This window comes from Nonomuraea sp. NPDC004354 (genome assembly GCF_053602555.1).
This window is the reverse complement of sequence record NZ_JBSGDV010000004.1, coordinates 1-24,591: the sequence shown is the minus strand read 5'-3', so window position 1 is coordinate 24,591 and position 24,591 is coordinate 1. Positions and strand designations below refer to the sequence as shown.

Sequence of the window (24,591 nt, the reverse complement as noted above, 5' to 3'; positions counted from 1 at the left end):
GGGTACACCGCGTACGCCGCGTACGCCGCGTACCCGATGTCCGGTCCCCCCTCTGGCGCCACGGGCAGCGACCGCGGCGATCCCGTACAACGCGCTGACCGGCGCGGTTGCCTGCCTTCGTCACCGACGGTCGCGATAGTGTGACCCATGATGTCGCGTGGACTGCGGATCCTCATCGGCCTCGCGGCCGCGGTGGTCATCCTTGCCGGGCTCAGGCGCGCGAGCGCGATCATGGCCCCGGCCTTCCTCGCGCTCACGCTGACGATCGCCGTCAGCCCGCTGCGCGCCTGGCTGAAGCGGCGCGGCGCGTCCTCGTGGGTGCTGGTGACCGTGCCGCTGACGGTCGTGCTGCTGGTGCTGCTGGCGTTCGTGGGTGCCCTGGTCGTCTCGATCGCACGGCTGGCCGGCCTGCTTCCCCAGTACGCCGACGAGTACCACCAGCTGGCCGCCTCCGTCACGCAGTGGTTGGCCGGCCTCGGGATCACCCCCGAGCAGATCAGCGCCGCCGTCAAGGCGCTGGATCCCGGCAAGCTCGTCCCGCTGGTGCAGGGCTTCCTGAGCGGCCTGCTCGACGTCGCCTCCGCCTTCATCGTGATCATCCTGCTGGCGTACGGCATGAGCATGGACGCGGGCCACATCCAGGCCGCCGTCCGCCGGCTGCAGAACACCAAACCCGACCTCGTGCGCGCGCTGACCGACTTCGCCAGGAGCACCTGCCGCTACCTGGTGGTCTGCACCGTCTTCGGCTTCATCGTGGCGGTGCTCGACGCGGGCGCGCTGTGGCTGCTCGGGGTACCGCTGCCCGTGCTGTGGGGGATGCTGTCCTTCATCACCAACTACATCCCCAACGTCGGGTTCTTCCTCGGGCTGCTTCCGCCCGCGCTGCTGGCCCTGCTCGACTCGGGCTGGGTCACGATGGTCTGGGTGATCGTCGTCTACACCGTGGTCAACTTCGTCATCCAGTCGGTGATCCAGCCCAAGTACGCGGGGGAGTCGGCGGGTCTGTCGACCACGCTCACGCTGCTGTCGCTGCTGGTGTGGTCGGTCGTGCTCGGCCCGCTCGGCGCCATCCTCGCCGTGCCCCTCACCGCGCTGGCCAGGGCCCTCGTCATCGACGCCGACCCCGGCACCCGCTGGGCGATCCCGCTGGTCAGCGGAGAAGCGCGGGAAGAGCGGCCGACACCGCCCGATGGAAGGTCGGGTACGCGTAGATCATCTGGCTGAGCCGTTCGACCGGGATCCTGGCGTGCACGGCCAGCGTCAGCATGGACAGCATCTCGCCGCCGCACGGACCGGCGCTCGTCGCGCCGACCAGGACCCCGTCGGCGGCGACCAGCTTGACGAACCCCTCCGCCCGCGCGATCCAGCCGCGTGTCGAGCCCGCCAGGTCCGTGAGGGACACCCTGACGTCCAGCCCCTGCTGCCGGGCCTGGGCCTCGGTCAGCCCGACGGCGCCCACCTCGGGGTCGGTGAACGTCACCCTCGGCACCGCGTGGTACTCCGCCTCGTACACCGGCTCGCCCAGGATCTGCCTGACGATGATGTCGGCGTGGTACATCGACATGTGCGTGAACGCGCCCTTGCCGACCACGTCGCCCAGCGCCCACACCCGCTCGGCGGCGCGCATCCGCTCGTCCACGGGGATCGCCCGCGCGCTCTCGTCCAGCCCGATCGCGCCGACGCCGAGCGCGGCGAGGTCGACCCTGCGGCCCGTGGCGACCAGCAGCCGTTCGGCCGTCACCCCCGCCAGCGTGAACCTGCCGTCCGCGTAGGCGACCTCGTCGACCTTCACCCCCGTGCGCACCCCGATGCCCTCGTCGGTGAACACCTTCTCCACCAGCGCGCTCGCCTCGGGCTCCTCCATGGACAGCAGCCGGTCCAGGCCCTCCAGCACCGTCACCTCCGCGCCGAACCTGGAGAACGCCTGCGCCAGCTCGGCGCCGATGGCGCCGCCGCCCAGCACGACGAGCGACTCCGGCACCGTCTCCGTCTCGATCGCCTCGTGGTTCGTCCAGTACGGCGTGCCGTCCAGACCCTTGATCGGAGGGACGGCCGGCCGCGACCCGGTGGCGATCACGATGCCCCGCCGCGCCCTGATGACCTGCTCGCCCACGGTGACCTCGTCCGGCCCGGTGATGCGGCCGTGGCCCCTGACCAGCAGGCCGCCCTTGCCGGTGAAGCGGTCGGCGGCGACCTTGTCGTTCCAGTCGTCGGTCGCCTCGTCGCGGATGCGGCGGGCGACCGGGGCCCAGTCGGGCGCCAGGCCGCCCTGGGCGACCTCGTTGGCCGCGGTGACCATCATCTTGGAGGGGATGCAGCCCCAGTACGGGCACTCACCACCGACCAGGTTCGCCTCGACACCGGCGACCTCCAGGCCGGCGTCGGCCAGCCGCTCCGCCGCGTCCTCGCCACCGGGACCCAGGCCCAGCACGATCACATCGACATCCATCCACCCACGTTACGCCGCTCGCCCGGCGACGACGCGATGGCCAGGACCGGCTTCACCGCACCGCTCAGCGCTTCCCCTCCGCCAAGGAGAAGCCGGTCACGTAACGGGCAGGCCCGACAGTGACCGGGCGATCCGCTCCTCGGGCAGCGCGAAGTCCTCCATCTCGCCCGCCAGATAGCGGTCGTAGGCGGCCAGGTCGAAGTGGCCGTGCCCGCACAGCGCGGTCAGGATGACCTTCTCCTGCCCGCTCTCCTTGCAGCGCAGCGCCTCGGCGATCGTCTCGGCCAGCGCGTGCGTCGGCTCGGGCGCGGGCACGATGCCCTCGGTCCTGGCGAACCGCACCCCGGCCGCGAAGCAGTCGGTCTGCGAGACGGCGACCGCCTCGAAGAGCCCCAGCTCGTACATGTGCGACAGCAGCGGCGACATGCCGTGGTAGCGCAGCCCGCCGGCGTGGATCGGGTCGGGCACGAAGTCGTGGCCGAGCGTGTGCATCTTCAGCAGCGGCGTGAACCCCGCCGTGTCGCCGAAGTCGTAGGCGTAGACCCCGCGGGTGAAGGACGGGCACGCCTCGGGCTCGACCGCCCGCAACACCGGCGAGATGTTGCCGGCCAGCTTCTCCCGCAGGAACGGGAAGATCAGCCCCGCGAAGTTGGATCCGCCGCCGGTGCAGCCGATGACGACGTCGGGCATCTCGGGAAGCTGCTTCAGCGCCTCCTCACCGATCACGGTCTGGTGCAGCAGCACGTGGTTGAGCACCGACCCCAGCGCGTAACGGGTGTCGTCGGCGGCCCCGGCCACCTCGACCGCCTCGCTGATCGCGATGCCCAGGCTGCCGGGCGAGTCGGGATCGTCGGCCAGCACCTTGCTGCCCGCGCCGGTCAGCGGCGAGGGGCTGGCGTGGACGGTCGCGCCGTACACGCGCATCAGCGAGCGGCGGTACGGCTTCTGGTCGTAGGAGGCACGCACCATCCAGACCTCGCACTCCAGCCCGAACTGGGCGCAGGCGAAGGCCAGCGACGATCCCCACTGGCCGGCGCCGGTCTCGGTGGTGAGGCGGCGGATGCCCTGCTTGGCGTTGTAGTAGGCCTGCGGCACCGCGGTGTTGGGCTTGTGCGAGCCGGCGGGCGAGACGCCCTCGTACTTGTAGTAGATGCGGGCGGGCGTGCCGAGCGCCTCCTCCAGGCGGTGGGCCCGCATCAGCGGTGTCGGCCGCCACAGGCGGTAGACGTCGAGCACCTCCTGCGGGATCTCGACGAACCTGTCGGTGCTCACTTCCTGGGCGATCAGGTCCATCGGGAACAACGGCGCCAGATCCTCCGGCCCCACCGGCCGCATCGTGCCGGGATGCAGCGGCGGCGGCGGAGGAGCGGGCAGGTCGGGAACGATGTTGTACCAGTGACTGGGGATCATCTCTCCATACTGGACCCGTCACGCTTCGCGTTCCAGTGCTACCTGTCTGCGAACCTCCGGGACCACCTCCTCGGCGAACAGGTGGAGCTGCCGCTCCTGGTCGCCCTCCGCCCAGAACACGAACGAGTCCATGCCGAACCCGACGGACAGGTCGGTCAGCTCGGCCACCCACTGGCTCGCGGGCCTGTCCGGCCCGATGGCGCCGTTGATGTTGTAGACCCGCCGCAGGTCGGACGGCTTCCTGCCCGCCTCGACCGCCGCCTCGTCGATCCTGGCGTGCAGCTCGGGCAGCCGCTCGGGCGGCGCCCACGGCGAGGACGGCAGCCAGCCGTCGGCCGCCCGGCCCGCCAGCGCGAGCCCCTTCGGCCCGCCCACGCCCAGCCAGATGCCGATCCCGTGCGCAGGCGAGGGTCCGGCCTGCGCGCCGCGCAGACGGTAGTGCTCGCCCTCGAAGCGCCGGTTGCGCTCGCCGCTCCAGATCTGCCTGATCACCGAGATCGCCTCGCCGAGCGCGTCGATCGCCGCCCCCTTGGTACGGCGCGGCCCGCCGTACGCCTCGATGGCGTCCCAGAAACCGCCCGCCCCCAGCCCGAGCTCCACCCGCCCCCCGCTGAGCAGGTCGAGGCTGGCGGCCGACTTGGCCAGCACGGCCGGCTGCCGCAGCGGCAGGTTCGCCACGTCGGGGAAGACGGTCACCCGCTCGGTCACGGCGGCGATCACGCTGAGCAGCGTCCAGGTGTCGAGATACCTGCGCTGGTACGGGTGGTCCTGGACGCCGATCAGGTCGAGGCCCAGCCGGTCGGCGAGCCTGGCGTGCTCGATCACCGGGTCGCCGGCGTCGGGCACGAGGAAGTAGCCGAACTGGAGAGGTCGTCCGTAGTCGCTCATGTCCCCGCAAACCGCGGGCCGGCCCGGGAGATTCCGGCTGAGTATGGACCTACTCATGCGGAGGCCACCGCACCGGCGCACCGTGGGCGCATGAACCCCATCGCCCGCATCAGGGACGACGTCGACCAGCTCGCGGCCAGGGCGGAACGTCTCGTGGCCACGGGACAGGTGCCCGTCGCGACCATCGAGAGACTCGTCGGCGAAGGCGTGGCCAAAGGCGCGCCGCTGTACGAGCGCATCATCGCCGCCGCCGCCGACCACCCGCCCGCGGGCTTCCTGTCCAGGGGAGCGCGGGCCGTCGCCGCCGTGGCCCGGATCTCGGCCGGCCCGCCGGGAAGGGAAACGCCGCTGGGCACGGGGTTCATGGTCTCGCCCAGACTGCTGCTCACCACCGGCCATGTCCTGCCCTCGTCCGCCGCGGCGGGCGGCGCGGTCGCGGAGTTCTTCGGCGAGGAAGGCGCCGGCGACCGGCCAGGGACACCCGTCAGGTTCAGGTTCGACCCGGACGGCTGCTTCCTCACCGACGAGCGGCTCGGCTACACGCTCGTCCTGGTGAAGGCCGCCGCCGACGGCAGCGAGGCGGGCGCGCTCCTCGGCTGGAACCCGCTCGTCGCCCGGCAGGGGAAGATCGTCGCAGGGGAGCCGGTGAACATGGCCGGCCATCCGCCCGGCCATCCGCCGGGCCGGGCGACGGAGATCTCCGTCCGGCACAGCCGGCTGCGGGAGCAGACCGCGCAACGGCTGCTCTACACCACCGGCGGGCCCGGTGGCTCGGGCTCGCCGGTGTTCAACGACCAGTGGGAGGTCGTCGCGCTGCACCACGGTCCGGCCGACGACCCACCGAGCCCGGGCGCGGAGACGGATGCGGAGGTGCGGGGCTCGGGGGTGCCGGGCTCCGGGCTGCGGGGCTCCGGGGTGCGGGGCTCGGGGGTGCGGGTGAGTGTCATCCTCGCCCACCTGGCGGGGCGCGAGGTCACCGCGGGGGTGCGGGCCCTGCTCGCCGAGATGGGGCCCGCCGCGGGGCTCGGGACGCCTGCCGTACCGGTCGCCCGGCCGCCCGCCGTCCAACCCCTCAGGGCGCCCGCCACCGCTCTCGCCGCCCGCCCCACCGCCTTCGGCGGCGGCAGGCGCCTTCTGTTCCTGCCCGGCGGTCCCGGTGAGCATCGCGACCACGCCGGCCCCGTGGCGCTGCGCAGGCAGTGGACGGCCGGGCTGAACAAGGGACTCACCCTCGCCGACCTGCCCACCCTCGACCCTGGCGACGTGTGGCTGCCCTCCTACGCCGACCGGCTCGTCCCGGCCGGCCCCGAGCCCTCCGCCGGGTGCGCGGCGCCCACCTCGCCGACCGCGCGGCTGCTGTACGAGCAACTCGTCGGCGAGGCGGCCATGATGGCGGGCATGCCGTCCGACTCGCGGCGCGAAGGGCTGCTCACCGGCCTGGACGGCGCGCTGTCCTGGCTCGCCTCCGCCACCAACCTCGACCGGCTCCTCATCGCGCGCGTCTTCCGCGACGTCGCCGCCTACCTCGACGACCCCCCGGTACGGCACCGCGTGCTCGACGCCGTCATGCGCACCCTGCCGCGCTCCGGCGCCCTCGTCATGGTGGCGCATGGCCTCGGCAGCGTTGTGGCGATGGACCTCATGGCCTCGCTGCCGCCAGGCGTGGAAGTGCCGCTGCTGGTGACCGCGGGCAGCCCGCTGGGCCTCGACGCCGTGCACCGCCACCTCCTGGCGGGCGGGCCAGCGCGCCCGCCGAAGATCGGCGCGTGGCTCAACGTCTGGTGCCCGTCCGACCCGGTGTGCATCGGCTGCCCCCTGGACGACGACTGGAAGGGACAGGTCGACGAACGCGCGGTCGACAACCCCCTCCAACGCGCCCACGACGTGGAGGAATACCTGTCGGACCCGGCCGTCGCACGCGCCGTCGCCGCCGCCTTGGCATGATGTTCGCCCGGAAGGCCCGCACGACAGACGGACAGGGGCACGATGCTCAAGCCAGGAGATCCCGTACGGCTCGGGCCGTACAGGCTGCTCGACCGGCTGGGCGAGGGAGGCCAGGGCGCGGTCTACCTCGCCGAAGGACCCGACGGGGCGCGGATCGCGGTCAAACTGCTGCACGCCCGCCACGCCGACCGCCCCGACGTGCGGGCCCGCTTTGCGCGAGATCGAGCTGGCCAGGCAGGTGGCCGAGTTCTGCACCGCGCGGGTCCTCGACGCGGGCGAGAGCGACGGCTCCCTCTACGTGGTGAGCGAGTACATCGACGGCGTCTCCTTGCAGAAGAGCGTCGAACGGGAAGGCCCCCGCTCCGGCGCGGCGCTGCACCGGATCGCGGTCGGCACCGCGACCGCGCTGGCCGCCATCCACCAGGCGGGCATCGTCCACCGCGACTTCAAACCGGCCAACGTGCTGCTCGGACCGGACGGCCCGCGAGTCATCGACTTCGGCATCTCCAGGGCGCTCGACACCGTGGGCACCACGACCAGCGGCGTCGTCGGCACGCCCACCTACATGTCGCCCGAGCAGGTCGGCGGGCAGCGGGTGGGCGCCGCCTCGGACGTCTTCAGCTGGGCGGCGACCATGGTGTTCGCCGCCACCGGACGGCCCGCCTTCGGCCACGACAGCATTCCCGCCGTGCTGCACCGCATCCTGACGGCCGAGCCTGACCTGTCGGCCATCCCCGCCGACCTGCGGCGGTTGCTGGCGCAGTGCCTGGCCAAGGATCCCGCTGCGCGCCCCACCGCCTCCCAGGCGATGCTGTCCCTCATCGCCCACCGCCCCGCACCCGCCGGTCCCACTTCCGCCGGCCCGCCGCCTGCGGGGCCCATGTCCACCGGACCCTCGCCCAGTCCTGTGCCTGCGGGGTCTGTGCCGACCGGTCCGGCGCCCGTTGGTCCTGTGCCTGCGGGGGTTGCGTCTTTCGGCCATGTGTCTGCCGGTCCTGTGCCTGCGGGATCTGTACCGACCGGTCCGGCGCCCGTCGGTCCCGTGTCCGCCGGAGCTGTGCCGTTCGGACCCGTGCCCGCCCCGCCCGGGGCTGACGGCGGACCCGCGACGCCCGCGCCCGGGGTGACCGGGCCCGCTCCGGGTTCCCGCGCTCTCCAGGGACGTGCGCTGGACACGGTTCCGGGCAGGACCAGGAGGAAGGTCGCCTACGGCGTGGTCGCCGCCGCCTGCGCGGCCCTCGTCACCGGAGCGGCGGTCGTCGTGCCCGCATGGCTGGGCACCGGCACGCCCCGCCCCACCGTCGGCCCTCTGGCCTCCACCGGCGCCCCCGCGCCGGCCACCCACACCCCGCCGACCTCCGCCCGGACCTCGTCACCCACCCCGCCGACCCCGGCTCCGGCCCTGTCGCCGTGGTCCGGAAAGACGGTCGGCACGGCGCTCGGCACCCTACGCGGCCACACCGACGACGTGGAGACCGTCGCCACCACCACCGTGGACGGCAGGCCGGTCGCGGTCTCCGGCTCCCAGGACCGCACCGTCCGGCTGTGGGACCTGACCGGGCGCAAACTCATGGCCACGTTCACCGGCCACACCAACGGGGTGCGCGAGGTCGCCGTCACCGACCTGGACGGCACGCCGATCGCCGTCTCCGGCGGCGACGACGGCACCGTCAGGGTCTGGGACCTGGCCCGTCGCGGACCGCTCGGCAAGCCCATCGACCAGAACGAGCCGGTGTTCTCCCTGGCGGTGGCACGCCACGGAGACCGCACCGTGGTGATCACCGGAGGCGGCGACGGCAACGTACGCGTGTGGGACCTGGCCACCCGCAAGCAGGTCGGCCAGACGCGACGCGGCGCCCATGACGGTGCCGTCTTCTCCCTCGCCGCGACCGACGACGGCACCTTCTACACCGGGGGACAGGACGGCGAGGTCAAACGTTGGAGCCTCGACGGCGGCGAGGGGGCGAACGTGACCACCCACTCGGGATACGTCTCGGCGATCGCGACCGCCACGCTCGACGGCGGGCCGGTCGTGCTGTCAGGCGGCGGAGACCAGGAGGTGTGGGTGGACGAGCCGGCGGGCGGCGAGCGGCGCCTGCCGTACCGGGGGCACTCGGGATGGGTCTACTCGATCGCCGTGGCCGAGGTGGCGGGCCGGACGCTGGTCGTCTCGGGCGGCAACGACGGCTCCGCCAGGGTGCACGACCTGGCGACCGGCAAGGACGCGGGCAGGCCGTTCAAGGACCACGACCACAACGTCTTCGGCCTCGCGACGGCCGTCGTCGGCGGAAGGACGGTCGTGGTCAGCGCCGGAGGCGACGACACGCTACGGGTGTGGCGGCTCACCTGAGCGCCAGGGGACGACGGGGATCGGCTCACCTGGGCAGGACGGGCGGCCGGGGCTGCAGCACGGGACGGCGGTGATCGGCGCGCCTGAACGGCACGGGCGGCCGGGGTCGGCTCACCTGAGCAGCACGGGGTGGCGTGGATCGTCGGTCTTGACCGCCACGTCGGCCGACTCCGCGGGGGCCACCTCGCGCTCGTAACGCTCGTAGGCCGGCAGCCGCCAGGCGTCTCCGGGTTCGGTGCGCCGGGTCAGGGCCGCCCGCGACAGCCACAGGTGCACGGTCAGCTCGGCCGGCAGGCCCCGCCCGAGCAGCAGCGTGCCGTCCAGCAGCAGCACCCCGCCCTCCGGCAGCGTCTCGTACGGCGCGCGGGTGGCGCGGTCGGTCACGCTGTTCCACAGCGACGGGATGATCCGGCCGGTGCCGCCGGGGGAGAGCGGGTCGAGCACCTCCCTGCGCAGGCCGCCCTCGTCCAGCCAGTCGTCGTAGAAGGCGTCGGGGTCGGTCCTGCCGTACTCCAGGCGCAGGGAGGCCGCACGCAGGAAGTCGCCGGCCGACACCCGCCGCACCGCGCGCCCGCGCACCCGCAGCGGCTCGACCAGGTCGTCGGCCAGCAGATCGGGCCGCGCCGGCGGCGCGCCGTCGACCAGCACCCGTACCCACGCGCCGCGCGGGTGCCGTGCTACGCGCTCGGCCAGTTCCTCGACCAGCGACGCGGGAGAGATCGGCCGCACGCTAGCGGTCCCTGCCCAGGGCCTGCCGCAGCTCGTCCCGGGTGAGCCGCCGGTTGTAGGGCGGCGTGTCCGGCTCGAACCTGCGGCCCTCCGACAGCGGCCCGGCGTCGACCACGTCGAACCCGAACGCGTCCGTCAGCTCGGCCACCACCCGCTTGGCCGCCTCGTCGTCACCCGCGATCGGCAGCGCGCGCCTGCCCGGCGTGCCCTCAGGCAGGCCCTGCGTGGCCAGGTCGCGGTAGTAGATGCTGTTGAACGCCTTCACCACCCTGGCGTCCTTCAGGTGCGCGGCCAGCAGCTCGCTGCTCGTCGTCTCGCCGAAGTCGAGCTCGGCGACGTGGCCGTCCCTGGCCGGATAGTAGTTGTTGGTGTCGATCACGATGGTGTCGATGGGCGGCACCTCGCGATAGCTGCCGAACGGGATCGTCACCACGACCACGTCACCCGCACGCGCCGCCTCCTCCGCCGTGCCGGCCCGCGCCCGTGGCCCCAGCTCCTCGACGAGGTCGGCGAGGGTCTCGGGGCCGCGCGAGTTGCTGAGGACCACTTCGTGGCCTGCCGCGACGGCCAGCCTGGCCAGCGTGCCGCCGATGGATCCGCTGCCGATGAGTCCGATAACCATGGACGTAACCATGGACGCGGCAACACGGCGCCGCCCTCGCCCTATTCCGTCGTCGGGCCCGCTCTCAGATCCGCTCTCAGATCCGCTCTCAGATCCGCTCTGAGGTCCGCTCTGAGGTCCGCCCTCAGGTCCGCGCGATGACGAGGAACTCTCCGTCCCCTTCCCCGACCGGCTGCCGGTGCCACCCGCCGTGAATCCGCTCCACCCGGAATCCGGCCTCCGCCAGGGAGGCGCGCAGTTCCTCCTCGGTACGGAAGCGCAGCGTCGAAGTGCTGAGCAGCGTCTCCCCGTTCGAGAAGGCGTAGTGGTAGGTGAAGCTGACCCTGCCGTCCTGGACGTCGGTCACCTCCACCCAGGTCTCGGCCTCGGCACCGTCCGGCAGGCGCACCAGCTGGCGCGAGTCGGTCGGGTTCCACCGTTCCCAGGCGAGATTGCGGGGATCCCGCGAGTCGAACACCAGCCGGCCACCTGGCACCAGCGACCGTTCGAGCGCGGCGAGGACGCGCTTCCACTCCTCGTCGTCGACGAAGACCTGCGCCACATGACTGGTCATGACCGCGACGTCGAACGCGCGCTCGGGAAGCACGTCGGCGGTGCCCTCGATCCAGGTGACCCGCTCGGCGCCGGGCTTGGCGCGGGCCGCCTCCAGCGACGCGCGGGCCGGATCGACGCCGGTGACCGTATGGCCGGCCGCCGCCATGCCCAGCGCCAGCCGCCCGGTCCCACATCCCAGATCCAGCACCCGGGCAGCGGGAGTCTCGCCGACCACGGCGAGGAAGAAGTCGTCGTCGCGACCCCAGGTGTACATGGCGTCGTAGACCGCCACCAGCCGGGGGTCGTTGAACTCGGCGTCGTGCATACGGAGATCGTATTCGCCCGTTCTCCTGGCAGCCGAAGACGCTTCACCGCCCGCGCCTTTGTCGGCGAGTTCTGTTCAAGAAGATGAGCCGGAGGCGTTCTGGACCGAGATGGGCGGCTCGGCCACGATGAGGGCATGACGGAGAACGGATCAGCGCGGCCGCCGACGGCGGGCGGAGGAGCAGGGTTGCGCCTGAACTGGTCGGCACTGGGCGCTCTGGCGGGCGCGGCCGCCGCCGTGGTCGCGCTGATCGCCTACCTGGTGCCGCCGACCCCACCTCCGCAGCCCCCGTCCGACGCGGTGGCCCCCACCCCGGCCCTGCAGTCGTCGTCACCAGATCCGGTGACCACCCCGCCCGCACCGCCGACCCCGAGTCCATCGCCTGAGCCCAGCACGCCGCCTGAGTCCAGCACGCCGCCTGAGTCGAGCACGCCGCCCGAGTCGAGCACGCCGCCTGAGTCCAGCACGCCGCCCGAGCCGACACCGCCGAGCTCCACGCGAGAGGTCCCGGATTCCTCGGCACCGGTGGCAGCGGTGCGGCCCGGCGGCTGCGACGAGGCGGCGGCGGCGCTGACCGCATACCGCCGGAACGCCGGGACCATCCGCAGCAGCCAGGCAGCCGCGGCTCAGCAGACGCGCCACGACCTGATGGGCGCGGTCCTCGACGCGCAGGGAGTGGTGGGGGCGAAGATCAGTCGGTTGGCCGCCGAATTCCAGGAACTGAACTTCCGCCTGACCGGCATGACCGGCGGCGATCCCAACCAGGTGATCGCGGATATCAACACAGACGTCGCGGAGCTCAACAGGCTGTGCGGATCCGTCTGACCTGACGACACGTCACAGCCGGACCGGCGCGCGACGGCCGCGGAGCAGCGGGGGCCACCAAGCCAGCGCAGGAGCGCACGCCGCCTCAAGTGCTGCTCTGATCTACCGGCACGCCACCAGAGACCAGGACCAGGCCGTCGCGCAGGCGCTCGGCCGGGCATTCAGGGGCAGCGAAGAGGAACCAGGCATCCACGGCAGCGAAGAGGAACCAGGCATCCACGGCAGCGAAGAGGAACCAGGCATCCACGGCAGCGAAGAGGAATACAGAAAGAAGGCAACGGGCAGAAGATCGGAAAAAGCGTCTGAAGATCACGAAAGGCCAGGTCTCCCTTGCCGGGTGACCTGGCCTTTCGCCTGTCTGAGCGGACGACGGGAATCGAACCCGCGTAGCTAGTTTGGAAGACTAGGGCTCTACCATTGAGCTACGTCCGCGCGAGCCGGTCGAAGTCTGGTCTAGACTTCATCCGGTCGTCAGGGCGTAAGCGTACCGGAGTCCCGGAGCGCATGCGTAACTGACGTCGCGGGGCGTGGCGCAGCTTGGTAGCGCGCCTGCTTTGGGAGCAGGAAGTCGCAGGTTCAAATCCTGTCGCCCCGACTGCCGTGCCTGCCACGAGGCCACTCCACGAGATAGGGAGTGGCCTCGTGCGTGTCCGGCGGGCGGGCAGGCGCTCATGTGCGTCGTGGCGGCCGTCCTCGGCGCCGCGAGACCCCTCCGGTGGTATGGCGGAACACCATCAGGCATGATGACCCTGAGTGGGGAGTCGCGTGCCGGGGGTGAGCATGTCGATGGACGACGAGGTGCGGGCCGGGTCGGTGATGCTCACCAGTGACTGGATGGCCGTGATCCGGTCCAGGGAGCGGGCCCAGGCCGACGCCTATGTGGACGATCCGTGCGCCGCCGCCTTCGTCACCTCGGAGTCCGAGGCGAGCTACGACGAGATTCGCAGCAAGGGGCTGCCGTCAGAGGTGGTGCCGATCAGGGGGCGGCTCGGCGACGCGACGCTGCTCGAGTCAGGCGTACGGCAGGCGGTGTGCCTGGGCTCGGGCACCGACTCCCGCGCCTACCGGCTGCCGCTCGACGAGGGCTTCAGCTACTTCGAGGTCGACCTGCCCGGCCAGCTCGCCGGCAAGGCGGAGCTGCTCGGCGCGGCCGGGTTCACCGCCAGATGCCGGGTGGAGGTCGTGGAGGCGGACCTGCGCGAAGACAGCTGGACGGCCGCGCTGCTCGCCGCCGGCTTCGAACCCGGGCGGCCGGTGCACTGGATCGCGGAGGGGCTGTTCTACTACCTCACCAAGCCGCAGGGGCGGGCACTGGCCGAGACCATGAGCGCGCTGTCGGCGCCGGGCTCGTGGTTCACCTTCGACGGGCCGCACGACCGGTTCCTCACCGATCCCGCCCGGCAGGAGTTCCTGCGGCAGATGAGCGAGCGCGGCTCGCCGTTCGTCGGCTCGTTCCGCGATCCGGTGGAGTGGCTGGCTCCCTACGGCTGGCTGGCGCAGGCGGCGCTGCACCGCGACATCGCCGACGGGCGCTGCGAATGGCTGCCGCCGTTGCCGGAGCGGTTGCGGGCCCCCATCCAGGACGTCTGGTTCGTCCGCGCCCGTCAGGCCTGACGTCGTCCCGGGAGCAGCCGGGTTCACGCCGGTCCGCCGCCAGGGCGGCAGGACGGACGGATGGACGGCGCTCCGACGGCGTGGCGGGTTCGTGAATGGCCGCGGTCGCGTGTACAGGGATGCCACGACGGCGGCGAGCCGGTCAGGAAGACGGACCGGAAGGACCAGCAGGAAAAGACGAGCCGGGAAGACGACTCAGGACGGCGAGTCGGCCTCGGTGTGGAACAGCGCCCAGACGGCCTTGCCGCCGCCGTCGAGGCAGTCCCAGCCCCACTGCTCGCTGTAGGTCTCGACGATGTAGAGGCCGCGCCCGTTCTCGGAGATGAAGTCGGGTTCCTTCGGCATGGGCACTTCGTCGCTGGGGTCGGCGACCGCCAGCAGGACGTGCGGCGCGGCGCGCATCAGCAGCAGCGTGATGTGGCGGTTGCCCCTGGCGTACCTGACCGCGTTGGTGACCAGCTCGGAGACCACCAGGGCGGCGTCGTCGCCGAGCTCGGACAGCCCCCAGTCGTTGAGGGTCGAGCGGGTGACGTCCCTGGCCGTACGGACGGAGTCGGCCTTGAAGGGGAGGGGCCAGGAGGTGGTGTCCGGGAAGTCGTCGTGGAGCAGGCGCTCGAAGCCGACTTCACGCGTGATCTGCAGGCAGGTGGCAGCGGCCAGAGGGTCCTCCACCATCCCGCCGTACCTCCACTAATCCCGAATTAGTGCATATGTCAGTGATTGCCCCCGATATGCACTAGGCCATCATGGGTCACGACAAGCCACGCTGCAAGACCCAAATGCACGTGCAGCTGCAATGTGCAACAGCATTGTGATTACTGGCATGGGGGACACACGGCTGAGACCTTGTCATGGAAGCTGGAACTAGTGACACTGTGTGCGGACCGAAGAGGGAGGCATTGTGACGCAGCACCCGCCGGGGTCGGGGCCAACGGCTCTGCGCATCCTCCTGGGCTCCCAACTTCGCCGGTTGCGTGAGTCGCGGGGCGTCACGAGGGAAGAGGCCGGTCACCTCATCAGGGGCTCCGAGTCCAAGATCAGCCGCATGGAGCTCGGGCGCGTCGGGTTCAAGGAGCGCGACGTCGCCGACCTGCTCACCCTGTACGGCGTGGCGGAGGAGAGCGCCCGCAGGGCCGTGCTCGACCTGGTGGCCACCGCGAACGAGCCGGGCTGGTGGCACAGGTTCAACGACCTGCTGCCCTCGTGGTTCCAGGCCTACGTCGGCCTCGAGGAGGCCGCGGCCCGCATCAGGACGTACGAGGTCCAGTTCGTCCCCGGCCTGCTGCAGACCAAGGAGTACGCCAGGGCGGTCATCACCGCCGGTTCGGCGGGTGTCGGCGGCGAGGAGATCGCCCGCCGGGTCGACCTGCGCCTCGAGCGCCAGCGCGTCCTCGACCGGCCCGGCGGCCCCGTCTTCTGGGCAGTGATCGACGAGGCCGCCCTGCGCCGCCCCATCGGCGGTGCCGACGTGATGAAGGCCCAGCTCGAGCACCTGATCGAGCAGATGCGCCAGCCCAACATCACCATCCAGGTCATGCCGTTCGACTTCGGCGGCCACAGCGCCGAGGGCGGCGCGTTCAGCATCCTGCGCTTCCCCGACCACGACCTGCCCGACGTCGTCTACGTCGAGCAGCTGGCCAGCGCCCTCTACCTCGACAAGCGCGAGGACGTCGACCGCTACACCGAGGTCATGGAACGCTTGTGCGCGGTCAGCACGACACCAGACGAGACCGTCGAACTGCTGAACAAGATCAAGGACGAGATCTGAGCCGCGCTTCGTCGTGCTTCGGTGCACATCTGCCCTAGACTGGCGTGCGGCGTTGGACATTCGCCGGTGCGAGCATGCCCGACACCGATCATGTGGGCGCGGCGCGTGAGCCGCAGATCTGGACGCGCCCGCGGACACTCAAGCTTGATCAAGGAGACCACCCCGTGAAGACCGCTGTCGAGGAGCTCAGCCCGACTCGGGTGAAGCTCACCGTCGAAGTGCCGTTCGACGAGCTTGGCCCGAGCATGCAGGCGGCGTACAAGAAGGTCGCGCAGCAGGTGCGCGTCCCCGGTTTCCGCCCCGGCAAGGTCCCGGCCCGCATCATCGAGCAGCGCTTCGGCCGCGCGGTGGTGCTGGAGGAGACCCTCAACGACGCGGTGCCGAAGCTGTATGGTCAGGCCGTCGACGAGGTCGACCTGTTCCCTGTCAGCCAGCCTGACATCGAGGTCACCAAGATCGAGGACGGCGAGCAGATCGAGTTCACCGCCGAGGTCGACATCAGGCCCAGCTTCGAGGTGCCCGACTTCGCCGGCATCGAGGTGACCGTCCCGGCCGCCGAGGTCACCGACGAGGACATCAACGGCCAGCTCGACGCGCTGCGCCAGCGCTTCGCCACGCTGACCGGCGTCGAGCGTCCCGCCGTCAAGGGCGACTTCGTCGTGATGGACCTGCGCGCCGAGATCGACGGCGTCAACCTCGAGGAGCAGCAGGCCAACGAGGTGTCCTACGAGGTCGGCGCGGGCTCGGTCCTGCAGGGCCTCGACGACGCGCTCGAGGGCATGTCGGCCGGCGAGGAGAAGACCTTCCGCACCGAGCTCGTCGGCGGCGAGAACGCCGGCGACGAGGCTGATGTGATCATCAACATCAAGTCGGTCAAGGAGAAGGTCCTTCCCGAGCTCGACGACGAGTTCGCCCAGCTGGCCAGCGAGTTCGACACCCTCGAGGAGCTGAAGGACAGCATCCGCGAGCAGGCCCGCCGCAACAAGCTGGTCGACCAGGTCGTCCAGTCCCGCGAGAAGGCCCTCGACGCCCTGCTGGAGAAGATCGACATCCCGATCCCCGACAGCGCGCTCAAGGCCGAGCTCGACGCCCGCAAGCACAACCTCGACCACCAGATCGCCGAGAGCGGCCTGAGCCGCGACGCCTTCTTCCGTCTCTACCAGACGACGGAGGAGGAGCGCTTCGCCGAGTTCGAGACCCAGTCGGCCAAGGCCATCAAGAGCGGTTTCGTCCTCGACAAGATCGTCAAGTCCGAGGAGCTGGGCGTCAACGAGCAGGAGCTGACCAACTTCGTGGTCCGCCGCGCCATGCAGATGGGCGTCGCGCCCAACACGCTGGCCCAGCACCTGTCCGACAACGACCAGCTCACGCTGGCGATGGTCGAGATCGTCCGCGACAAGGCCAAGACCGTCGTCGGCGACGCCGCCAAGGTCGTCGACGAGGCCGGCAACGAGGTCGACCTCAAGGCCATCTACACCGAGATCAACGGCGAAGAGGTCACCGAAGAGGCGCCCGCCGACCAGGAGTAAGCACTCCGCGTTCTGCCGAAACCCCCGTTCCTGCTCCCGCAGGGCGGGGGTTTCGCCGTTTTCGGGGCAGGCACTCACGAGAGGCCGATCGACGGGGGAGTCATGGGGGACGAGCTGTTCTTCCTCGCGCTGGCGGTCGCCGTGGCCCTCGTGGCGGGCCGCGTCCTGGCCCGCCGCCTGCTCGTGCCGGAGGCGATCCTGCTGGTCGCCTTCGGCCTGCTGATCAGCCTGCTGCCCGGGGTCGACGACGTGCGCGTCGACCCCGAGATCGTGCTCAACCTCTTCCTGCCGCCGCTGGTCTTCCACGCCGCCTTCCTCACCGCGCCGCGGGAGACGCGGGCGGACGCCGGCCCCATCGCCATCATGGCCTTCACGCTGACCTGCGCGACGGCGCTCGTTGTGGCGGCCGTGACCGGCTGGGCCGTACCGGGGCTGCCGTGGGCGGCGGCGCTGGCGCTCGGCGCCGCGGTCGCGCCCACCGATCCCGTGGCCGCGACCGCGGTGCTGAAGCGGGTCGGCGCGCCCCGTCGGCTGGTCACCATCCTGGAGGGGGAGAGCCTGGTCAACGACGGGGTCGCCCTGACCATGTTCGGGCTCGCCCTCGCCGCGCTCGACCATCCGGTCACCGCCGCCGACACCCTGATCGAGCTGGTCAAGGTCGTCGCCGGCGGCATTCTCTGGGGCATCGCGGTCGCCGGACTCGTCGGCTGGCTGCGGCCGCTGGTCAAGGAGCCCGGCGCGCAGATCGTGCTGTCGCTCGTCACGCCGTTCGTGGCCTACCTGCCCGCCGTGGAGCTCGGCCTGTCGGGCGTGCTCGCCACGATCGTGGTGGGCTTCCGGCTCGGCACCACCGGGCAGGGCCTGCTGCAACCCGCCTCCCGGCTGACCGGGCAGGCCTTCTGGGAGGTCCTGGTCTACCTGCTGGAGTCGACGCTGTTCGTGCTGCTGGGCCTGGAGATCACCGACGTGTTCGGCGCCATGCCCGGGCAGTCGTGGTCGCGTCTGCTGGTCACCGTCGTGGCGGTCATCGCGGTCGTCGTGCTGCTGCGGATGTTCTGGACGCTCGTGGTCGTGCCGCTGCTGCGCTTCAAGCGCTTCGAGACCATCGACGTACGGCAGCGCGTCGCGATGGGCTGGGCCGGCATGCGCGGAGCGATCACGCTGGCCATCGCGCTGTCCATCCCGTTCGACGTGCCCAACAGGCAGATACTGCTGTTCCTGGCCGCCTGTGTCGTCCTGGCCACACTTGTGGGCCAGGCGGCGACACTGCCGTGGCTGCTGCGCAGACTCGGACTGGGGGAGAGCGAAGCCGAGATCAAGGAGGAGGCCGTCGCCCGCGCGGCCACGCTGGAGGCCGCGCTCGCCCGCATCGACGAGCTGGCCGCCGACGACCGCATCGACGACCGCACCGCCGACGTCTACCGGCAGCTGTTCGAGCTGCGCCTGGACACCGTGCGCTCGGTGCTCGGTGAGGACGAGGGCAGGCCCGAGATGGGCAAGCTCAGGAAGGAGCTGGTCAAAGCCCAGCGGGACAAGCTCAACGAGCTGTACCGCAAGGGCCGGATCAGCGTCGCGACCCAGCGCAAGCTGCTGCACGAACTGGACCTCGAGGAGCGCAGACGCGCTTCAGGCGGGCACTGACGCCGACCTGCGCCGACAGCGAACAGTCGGTGGACCGGGCATGACCTGTGGGCCGTGCGCGTTAAGGTCACAAGCAAAGCCCATCGATTACGACGCATCGGAAGGTGACGCTGTGACCAGCCCGCCGACCTTCTATCAGCCCGAGTCGCGAGGCCGTGAGAACGGCTCGTCCTTCCGGCTTGAGGACCAGCTGTACCAGCGCCTGCTGCGTGAGCGCATCATCGTGCTCGGCACGGACGTCAACGACGAGATCGCCAACCGCATCTGCGCCGAGCTGCTGCTTCTCGCGGCCGACGATCCCGACCGCGACATCTACCTCTACATCAACTCGCCTGGTGGTTCCGTCACCGCCGGCATGGCGATTTACGACATGATGGAATACGTGCCGAACGACGTGGCCACGGTTGCGATGGGCCTGGCGGCTTCCATGGGGCAGTTCCTGCTCTGCGCCGGCGCCCCTGGCAAGCGTTACGCGTTGCCGCACGCCCGCATCATGATGCACCAGCCCTCGGGCGGCATCGGCGGCACCGCCGCCGACATCGCCATCCAGGCTGAGCAGATGCTCTACGTGAAGAAGACGCTGGCCGAGCGGATCGCCTTCCACACCGGCCAGTCGCTGGAACAGATCGAGGCCGATTCCGACCGCGACCGCTGGTTCACCGCCGACGAGGCCAAGGACTACGGCTTCATCGACCACGTGGTCCGCAGCGCGCGCCAGGTGTCCTCGCAGGGCACCGTTTCCTAGGGGGAGCTGAAGTGAACATCGAGAGCCGCTACGTTCTCCCCTCCTTCGTCGAGCGCACGTCGTACGGCGTGAAGGAGATGAACCCGTACAACAAGCTCTTCGAGGACCGCATCATCTTCCTCGGAGTGCAGATCGACGACGCGTCAGCCAACGACGTCATGGCTCAGTTGCTGACGCTCGAGTCGCTCGACCCCGACCGTGACATCAGCATCTACATCAACTCGCCCGGCGGGTCCTTCACGGCCATGACGGCGATCTACGACACGATGCAGTTCGTCCGGCCGGAGATCCAGACCGTCTGCCTCGGCCAGGCCGCCTCCGCGGCTGCCGTGCTGCTGGCCGGCGGCACCCCGGGCAAGCGCTTCGCGCTGCCCAACGCCAGGGTGCTGATCCACCAGCCCTCCACCGAGGGCGGCGGCCAGGGTAGTGACATCGAGATCCAGGCCCGTGAGATCCTGCGGATGCGAGCGCTCCTTGAGGAGATCATCGCCAAGCACTCGGGCAAGGCTCCGGCCGAAGTTCGTAAGGACATCGAGCGCGACAAAATTCTCAACGCCGATGAGGCCAAGGCGTATGGTCTGATCGACGACATCATTCCGGCCAGGAAGAAGCGAGCTCAGGCCGTCGCTTCCTGATCGAGACGCGACGCACCGGAGCGCTGCCCAATTGGGCACGTTCCGGTGCGACTCGCCGCCAGGGGGCTCACTGAGGGCCCAGAAGACGGTAACGTCGAAACCTGAGCGGTTCGGACCGGGTCCGAAGGATCGGATCGCGGGAGCAGGGCGGTCCCACGCAAAGGAGTTTCTGGGGTGGCACGCATCGGCGACGGTGGAGACCTGCTGAAGTGCTCTTTCTGCGGGAAGAGCCAGAAGCAAGTCAAGAAGCTCATCGCCGGTCCCGGCGTCTACATCTGCGATGAGTGCATCGATCTCTGCAACGAGATCATCGAGGAGGAGCTGTCTGAGTCCTCCGAACTCAAGTGGGACAATCTGCCGAAGCCGAGAGAGATCTACGAGTTCCTCGACGCCTACGTCATCGGCCAGGACAAGGCCAAGAAGGCGCTCTCGGTGGCGGTCTACAACCACTACAAGCGGGTGCAGTCAGGCGACCGCGGCAGGGACGACGGCCTCGAGCTGGCCAAGTCCAACATCCTGCTGCTCGGTCCGACGGGATCCGGCAAGACGCTGCTGGCGCAGACGTTGGCCAAGATGCTCAACGTGCCGTTCGCCATCGCGGACGCCACGGCGCTCACCGAGGCGGGATACGTCGGCGAAGACGTCGAGAACATCCTCCTCAAGCTCATCCAGGCCGCCGACTACGACGTCAAGAAGGCCGAGACGGGCATCATCTACATCGACGAGGTCGACAAGATCGCCCGCAAGAGCGAGAACCCGTCCATCACCCGCGACGTCTCGGGTGAGGGCGTGCAGCAGGCGCTGCTGAAGATCCTGGAGGGCACGACGGCCTCGGTGCCGCCGCAGGGCGGGCGCAAGCACCCGCACCAGGAGTTCATCCAGATCGACACCACCAACGTGCTGTTCATCTGCGGCGGCGCGTTCGCCGGCCTCGAGAAGATCATCGAGTCCCGGGTCGGCAAGAAGGGCATCGGCTTCAACGCCATCATCCGGTCGAAGGAAGAGATCGACTCCGCCGACATCTTCGGCGACGTGATGCCGGAGGACCTGCTGAAGTTCGGGATGATCCCCGAGTTCGTCGGCCGGCTCCCGGTCATCACCTCGGTGCACAACCTCGACCGCGAGGCGCTCATCCAGATCCTCACCGAGCCGCGCAACGCCCTGGTCAAGCAGTACCGCAAGCTGTTCGAGATCGACGGGGTCGAGCTCGAGTTCACCGACGACGCCCTCGAGGCGATCGCCGACCAGGCGATCCTGCGCGGCACCGGTGCCCGCGGCCTGCGCGCCATCCTCGAGGAGGTGCTCCTGTCGGTGATGTACGAGGTGCCCTCCAGGCAGGACGTGGCGCGCGTGGTCATCACCCGGGAGTCGGTGCTGGAGCACGCCATCCCGACGCTGGTCCCGCGCGACCAGCTGGCCGCCAAGCAGCAGCGGACCCCGCGCGAGAAGTCGGCCTGACCACAGGCCGTCCTAGTACGGCGAGGCCCCCGGAGCACAAGCGTGCTCCGGGGGCCTCGGCGCGTCCCGGGGGTGACGATTCCACGGAAGTCGCCCGAGGTCTCTAAACTTGACCGCGTGACAACGCCAGAGCTGCCTACCCAGTACACGCCCGCCGACGTCGAGACCCAGAGCTACGAGCGCTGGGTAGCAGGCGGTTACTTCGGCGCGGACCCGGGCAGCGGGCGCGAGCCGTACTCGATCGTGCTGCCTCCGCCCAACGTGACGGGTGTGCTCCACATCGGCCATGCGCTCGACCACTCCGTCCAGGACGCGCTCACCCGCCGCGCCCGCATGCGCGGCATGGAGACGCTGTGGCTGCCCGGCATGGACCACGCCGGCATCGCGACGCAGAACGTCGTCGAGCGCGAGCTCGGCAAGGAGGGGCTGTCCCGGCACGACCTCGGCCGTGAAGCGTTCGTCGAGCGCGTCTGGCAGTGGAAGGACGAGTCGGGCGGCAAGATCCTCGGTCAGATGAAGCGCCTGGGCGACGGCGTCGACTGGTCGCGCGAGCGCTTCACCATGGACACCGGGCTGTCGCGCGCCGTCCAGACCATCTTCAAGCGGCTCTTCGACGACAAGCTGATCTACCGCGCCGAGCGCATCACCAACTGGTGCCCGCGCTGCCTGACCGCGCTGTCCGACATCGAGGTCGAGCACAGCGAGGACGAGGGCGAGCTCGTCTCGATCCGCTACTCCGACGAGATCGTGGTCGCCACCACCCGGCCCGAGACGATGCTCGGTGACACGGCCGTGGCCGTCCACCCGTCGGACGAGCGCTACGCGCACCTGGTCGGCACCGAGGTGGAGCTGCCGCTGACCGGGCGCAGGATCCCGATCGTCGCCGACGAGCACGTCGACCCCGCCTTCGGCACCGGCTGCGTCAAGGTGACGCCGGCGCACGACCCCAACGACTTCGAGATCGGCCGCCGCCACTCGCTGCCGTCGCTGACCGTCATGGACGAGCGCGGCGTGATCACCGCCCATGGCCCGTTCCTCGGCCTCGACAGGTTCGAGGCGCGACCGGCCGTGGTCGCGGCGCTGCGCCAGCAGGGCCTGATCGTCGCCGAGAAGCGGCCCTACCTTCACGCCGTCGGCCACTGCTCGCGCTGCAAGACCGTGGTGGAGCCGCGGCTGTCGCTGCAGTGGTTCGTCAACGTCGCCCCGCTCGCCAAGGCCGCCGGCGACGCCGTCCGTGACGGGCGCACCCGCATCCACCCGCCGGAGCTGGCCAAGCGCTACTTCGACTGGGTCGACGACATGCACGACTGGTGCATCTCGCGCCAGCTGTGGTGGGGCCACCGGATCCCGGTCTGGTACGGCCCGGCCGGCGAGGTGGTGTGCGTCGGGCCGGACGAGGACCCGCCCGCGGGTTATGTCCAGGACCCGGATGTGCTCGACACCTGGTTCTCCTCTGGGCTGTGGCCGTTCTCGACGCTCGGCTGGCCGGCGCAGACGCCCGAGCTGGCCCGCTTCTACCCGACGACCGTGCTGGTGACGGGATACGACATCCTGTTCTTCTGGGTGGCGCGGATGATGATGCTGGGCCTGTACGCGATGGACGGCCAGCCGCCCTTCCGCACCGTCGCCCTCCACGGCATGGTCCGCGACCAGTTCGGCAAGAAGATGTCGAAGTCCTTCGGCAACGTGGTCGACCCGCTCGACTGGATCGACCGCTACGGCGCCGACGCCACCCGTTTCACCCTGCTGCGCGGCGCCAACCCCGGCTCCGACGTGGCGGTCAGCGAGGAGTGGGCGGCCGGTTCACGCAACTTCTGCAACAAGATCTGGAACGCCACGCGCTTCGCGCTCATGAACGGCGCGACCACCGGCGAGCTGCCCACCGCGCTGACGTCGGCCGACCGGTGGATCCTGTCGCGGCTGCAGACCGTCGTCCGCCAGGTCGACGAGGCGTTCGAGGAGTTCGAGTTCGCCAAGGTCGCCGACCTGCTCTACCACTTCGCGTGGGACGAGGTCTGCGACTGGTACCTGGAGCTGGCCAAGGTCCAGCTCGCCGAGGGGCTCGACCAGACCCGCATCGTGCTCGGGCATGTGTTCGACGCGCTGCTGAGGCTGCTGCACCCGTTCGTGCCGTTCGTGACCGAGGAGCTCTGGCGCGCGGTCACCGGCGGCGAGTCGGTGGTCGTCGCACCGTGGCCGGTGGCCGACGACCGCTACGCGGACCCGGCGGCCGAGGCGCAGATCCTCGCCCTGCAGGAGCTGGTGACCGAGGTGCGCCGCTTCCGCTCCGACCAGGGCCTCAAGCCGGGCCAGAAGGTCGCGGCCAGTCTCACGCTGGAGGGTACGGCTGTCGCCGCGCACGAGAGCGCCATCCGGTCCCTGCTCAAGCTGCAGGAGCCGGGCGAGTCGTTCATGCCGACCGCCTCGTTCGTCGTCGGCGAGGTCACCGTCGCCATCGACACCGCGGGCGCCATCGACGTGGCGGCTGAGCGCAAGCGGCTGGAGAAGGACCTGGCCGCGGCGCGCAAGGAGGCCGCGCAGGTGGCGGCGAAGCTGGGCAATGAGCAGTTCATGGCCAAGGCGCCGGAGGACGTGGTGGCCAAGGTGCGGGCCAGGGCGGAGGCGTCCGCCGCTGACATCAGCAGGCTCGAGGCGCAGCTGGCGACCCTGCCCGCCGGCTGATCGGCGTGGACAGTGGAGGGCCCGGAGCCGTGCGCGGCTCCGGGCCCTCCGGCATGTTTGGCCAACGCGAACCAGGGGAAAACTGATTCGTTACCGAAGGTGGACGCCGGACCTCTGGCTGGCTGCTACAGTTTTCAAGGCGGGGCAACGCGGCCTACGGATCTTCGGAAACGAAGGTCACGCAAGGACTGCTAGGCTCCCGTCACTCCCTCTGAAACACATTCGATCTTCGGGCGGCGTCCACGCGATTGGACAAGGACCGAATGATGGAGTAGGTTCAGAGGGTTGCCCCGGAAGCGGGGTGGTCGAGATTGTAGCTGGTTCGCCCGGTTTGACAGCAAGTCGGACGAAACGGTAAAATTAAGACACAACGAACGAAGCGAGTGCGGCCGGGTGGTTGACGGTGAACGCGTCCGTTTCTTGAGAACTCAACAGTGTGTTAA

The 24,591-nt window shown here is 70.4% G+C and carries 21 protein-coding genes and 2 tRNA genes; 13 read left to right on the top strand and 10 right to left on the bottom strand.

Annotated features, from left to right (window positions below; all coding sequences use genetic code 11):
* The first annotated feature begins 147 nt into the window (after positions 1-147).
* Positions 148-1,224 carry an AI-2E family transporter gene (locus ACWENQ_RS14835; RefSeq protein WP_452414552.1) on the top strand — a complete coding sequence of 359 codons (1,077 nt, stop codon included), beginning with the start codon at positions 148-150 and terminating at the stop codon, positions 1,222-1,224.
* Here the strand turns inward: ACWENQ_RS14835 and ACWENQ_RS14830 are convergent.
* The 3 genes from ACWENQ_RS14830 to ACWENQ_RS14820 all read right to left on the bottom strand — a co-directional run bounded on the left by ACWENQ_RS14830 (position 1,151) and on the right by ACWENQ_RS14820 (position 4,747).
* Positions 1,151-2,449 carry a dihydrolipoyl dehydrogenase family protein gene (locus ACWENQ_RS14830; protein WP_452414550.1) on the bottom strand — a complete coding sequence of 433 codons (1,299 nt, stop codon included), beginning with the start codon at positions 2,447-2,449 and terminating at the stop codon, positions 1,151-1,153. The two genes, ACWENQ_RS14835 and ACWENQ_RS14830, sit on opposite strands and share 74 nt — an antisense overlap.
* A 96-nt stretch (positions 2,450-2,545) precedes the next feature.
* The gene (locus ACWENQ_RS14825) at positions 2,546-3,859 is read right to left on the bottom strand and encodes a TrpB-like pyridoxal phosphate-dependent enzyme (protein WP_452414549.1); all 1,314 of its coding nucleotides are present in this window, start codon (positions 3,857-3,859) and stop codon (positions 2,546-2,548) included.
* Positions 3,860-3,877: 18 nt separating this feature from the next.
* A complete protein-coding gene (locus ACWENQ_RS14820) occupies positions 3,878-4,747 on the bottom strand; it encodes an LLM class flavin-dependent oxidoreductase (protein ID WP_449919668.1) in 870 nt (289 codons plus the stop codon).
* Between the two features lie 90 nt (positions 4,748-4,837).
* On the opposite strand from ACWENQ_RS14820, the gene ACWENQ_RS14815 reads away from it, so the two are divergent.
* Positions 4,838-6,691 (top strand): trypsin-like peptidase domain-containing protein, encoded by a 1,854-nt coding sequence (locus tag ACWENQ_RS14815; protein WP_452414548.1) that lies wholly within the window; start codon positions 4,838-4,840, stop codon positions 6,689-6,691.
* Between the two features lie 211 nt (positions 6,692-6,902).
* Complete coding sequence (locus ACWENQ_RS14810) at positions 6,903-9,041, top strand: protein kinase domain-containing protein (RefSeq protein WP_452414546.1); 2,139 nt, start codon at positions 6,903-6,905, stop codon at positions 9,039-9,041.
* A 111-nt stretch (positions 9,042-9,152) separates the two neighbouring features.
* Here ACWENQ_RS14810 and ACWENQ_RS14805 read toward each other — a convergent pair whose 3' ends face one another.
* From ACWENQ_RS14805 to ACWENQ_RS14790, 4 genes are all read right to left on the bottom strand, one after another.
* Positions 9,153-9,770, bottom strand: a complete 618-nt coding sequence (locus ACWENQ_RS14805; protein ID WP_452414544.1) for a uridine kinase — start codon at positions 9,768-9,770, stop codon at positions 9,153-9,155.
* 1 nt (position 9,771) lies between these two features.
* The gene (locus tag ACWENQ_RS14800) at positions 9,772-10,392 is read right to left on the bottom strand and encodes an NADPH-dependent F420 reductase (RefSeq protein WP_452414543.1); all 621 of its coding nucleotides are present in this window, start codon (positions 10,390-10,392) and stop codon (positions 9,772-9,774) included.
* A gap of 124 nt (positions 10,393-10,516) precedes the next feature.
* On the bottom strand, positions 10,517-11,251 hold the full coding sequence (locus ACWENQ_RS14795) for a class I SAM-dependent methyltransferase (protein ID WP_452414541.1): 735 nt from the start codon (positions 11,249-11,251) through the stop codon (positions 10,517-10,519).
* 254 nt (positions 11,252-11,505) lie between these two features.
* Entirely contained in the window at positions 11,506-11,748 is a 243-nt protein-coding gene (locus tag ACWENQ_RS14790) for a hypothetical protein (protein ID WP_452414540.1), read from the bottom strand.
* A gap of 28 nt (positions 11,749-11,776) precedes the next feature.
* Here ACWENQ_RS14790 and ACWENQ_RS14785 point away from each other — a divergent pair, with 28 nt between their 5' ends.
* A complete protein-coding gene (locus ACWENQ_RS14785) occupies positions 11,777-12,076 on the top strand; it encodes a hypothetical protein (RefSeq protein WP_452414538.1) in 300 nt (99 codons plus the stop codon).
* Positions 12,077-12,161: 85 nt separating this feature from the next.
* Here ACWENQ_RS14785 and ACWENQ_RS14780 read toward each other — a convergent pair whose 3' ends face one another.
* The gene (locus ACWENQ_RS14780; RefSeq protein ID WP_452414537.1) at positions 12,162-12,389 is read right to left on the bottom strand and encodes a hypothetical protein; all 228 of its coding nucleotides are present in this window, start codon (positions 12,387-12,389) and stop codon (positions 12,162-12,164) included.
* A gap of 48 nt (positions 12,390-12,437) precedes the next feature.
* Positions 12,438-12,508, bottom strand: a tRNA-Gly gene (locus tag ACWENQ_RS14775).
* An 89-nt stretch (positions 12,509-12,597) separates the two neighbouring features.
* Between ACWENQ_RS14775 and ACWENQ_RS14770 the strand changes: the two genes are divergently transcribed.
* Together ACWENQ_RS14770 and ACWENQ_RS14765 are read left to right on the top strand one after the other, a co-directional pair.
* A tRNA-Pro gene (locus tag ACWENQ_RS14770) sits at positions 12,598-12,671 on the top strand.
* A 158-nt stretch (positions 12,672-12,829) separates the two neighbouring features.
* Positions 12,830-13,690 carry a class I SAM-dependent methyltransferase gene (locus ACWENQ_RS14765; RefSeq protein WP_452414536.1) on the top strand — a complete coding sequence of 287 codons (861 nt, stop codon included), beginning with the start codon at positions 12,830-12,832 and terminating at the stop codon, positions 13,688-13,690.
* Positions 13,691-13,885: 195 nt separating this feature from the next.
* Here ACWENQ_RS14765 and ACWENQ_RS14760 read toward each other — a convergent pair whose 3' ends face one another.
* A complete protein-coding gene (locus ACWENQ_RS14760; RefSeq protein ID WP_354914843.1) occupies positions 13,886-14,365 on the bottom strand; it encodes an ATP-binding protein in 480 nt (159 codons plus the stop codon).
* Between the two features lie 226 nt (positions 14,366-14,591).
* Here ACWENQ_RS14760 and ACWENQ_RS14755 point away from each other — a divergent pair, with 226 nt between their 5' ends.
* From ACWENQ_RS14755 to ACWENQ_RS14725, 7 genes are all read left to right on the top strand, one after another.
* Entirely contained in the window at positions 14,592-15,458 is an 867-nt protein-coding gene (locus tag ACWENQ_RS14755; RefSeq protein WP_449919689.1) for a helix-turn-helix domain-containing protein, read from the top strand.
* A 164-nt stretch (positions 15,459-15,622) separates the two neighbouring features.
* Positions 15,623-16,987: a trigger factor gene (tig, locus tag ACWENQ_RS14750; RefSeq protein ID WP_354914839.1), complete on the top strand. Its 1,365-nt coding sequence runs from the start codon at positions 15,623-15,625 to the stop codon at positions 16,985-16,987.
* A 102-nt stretch (positions 16,988-17,089) separates the two neighbouring features.
* Complete coding sequence (locus tag ACWENQ_RS14745; protein ID WP_449919692.1) at positions 17,090-18,628, top strand: Na+/H+ antiporter; 1,539 nt, start codon at positions 17,090-17,092, stop codon at positions 18,626-18,628.
* A gap of 112 nt (positions 18,629-18,740) precedes the next feature.
* Entirely contained in the window at positions 18,741-19,373 is a 633-nt protein-coding gene (locus ACWENQ_RS14740; protein WP_449919694.1) for a ClpP family protease, read from the top strand.
* 11 nt (positions 19,374-19,384) lie between these two features.
* Positions 19,385-20,008, top strand: coding sequence for an ATP-dependent Clp protease proteolytic subunit (locus tag ACWENQ_RS14735; protein WP_449919697.1), 624 nt, complete (start codon positions 19,385-19,387; stop codon positions 20,006-20,008).
* Positions 20,009-20,182: 174 nt separating this feature from the next.
* Positions 20,183-21,466, top strand: a complete 1,284-nt coding sequence (clpX, locus tag ACWENQ_RS14730; RefSeq protein WP_354914831.1) for an ATP-dependent Clp protease ATP-binding subunit ClpX — start codon at positions 20,183-20,185, stop codon at positions 21,464-21,466.
* 117 nt (positions 21,467-21,583) lie between these two features.
* Positions 21,584-24,148 carry a valine--tRNA ligase gene (locus ACWENQ_RS14725; RefSeq protein ID WP_449919700.1) on the top strand — a complete coding sequence of 855 codons (2,565 nt, stop codon included), beginning with the start codon at positions 21,584-21,586 and terminating at the stop codon, positions 24,146-24,148.
* Positions 24,149-24,591: the final 443 nt, after the last annotated feature.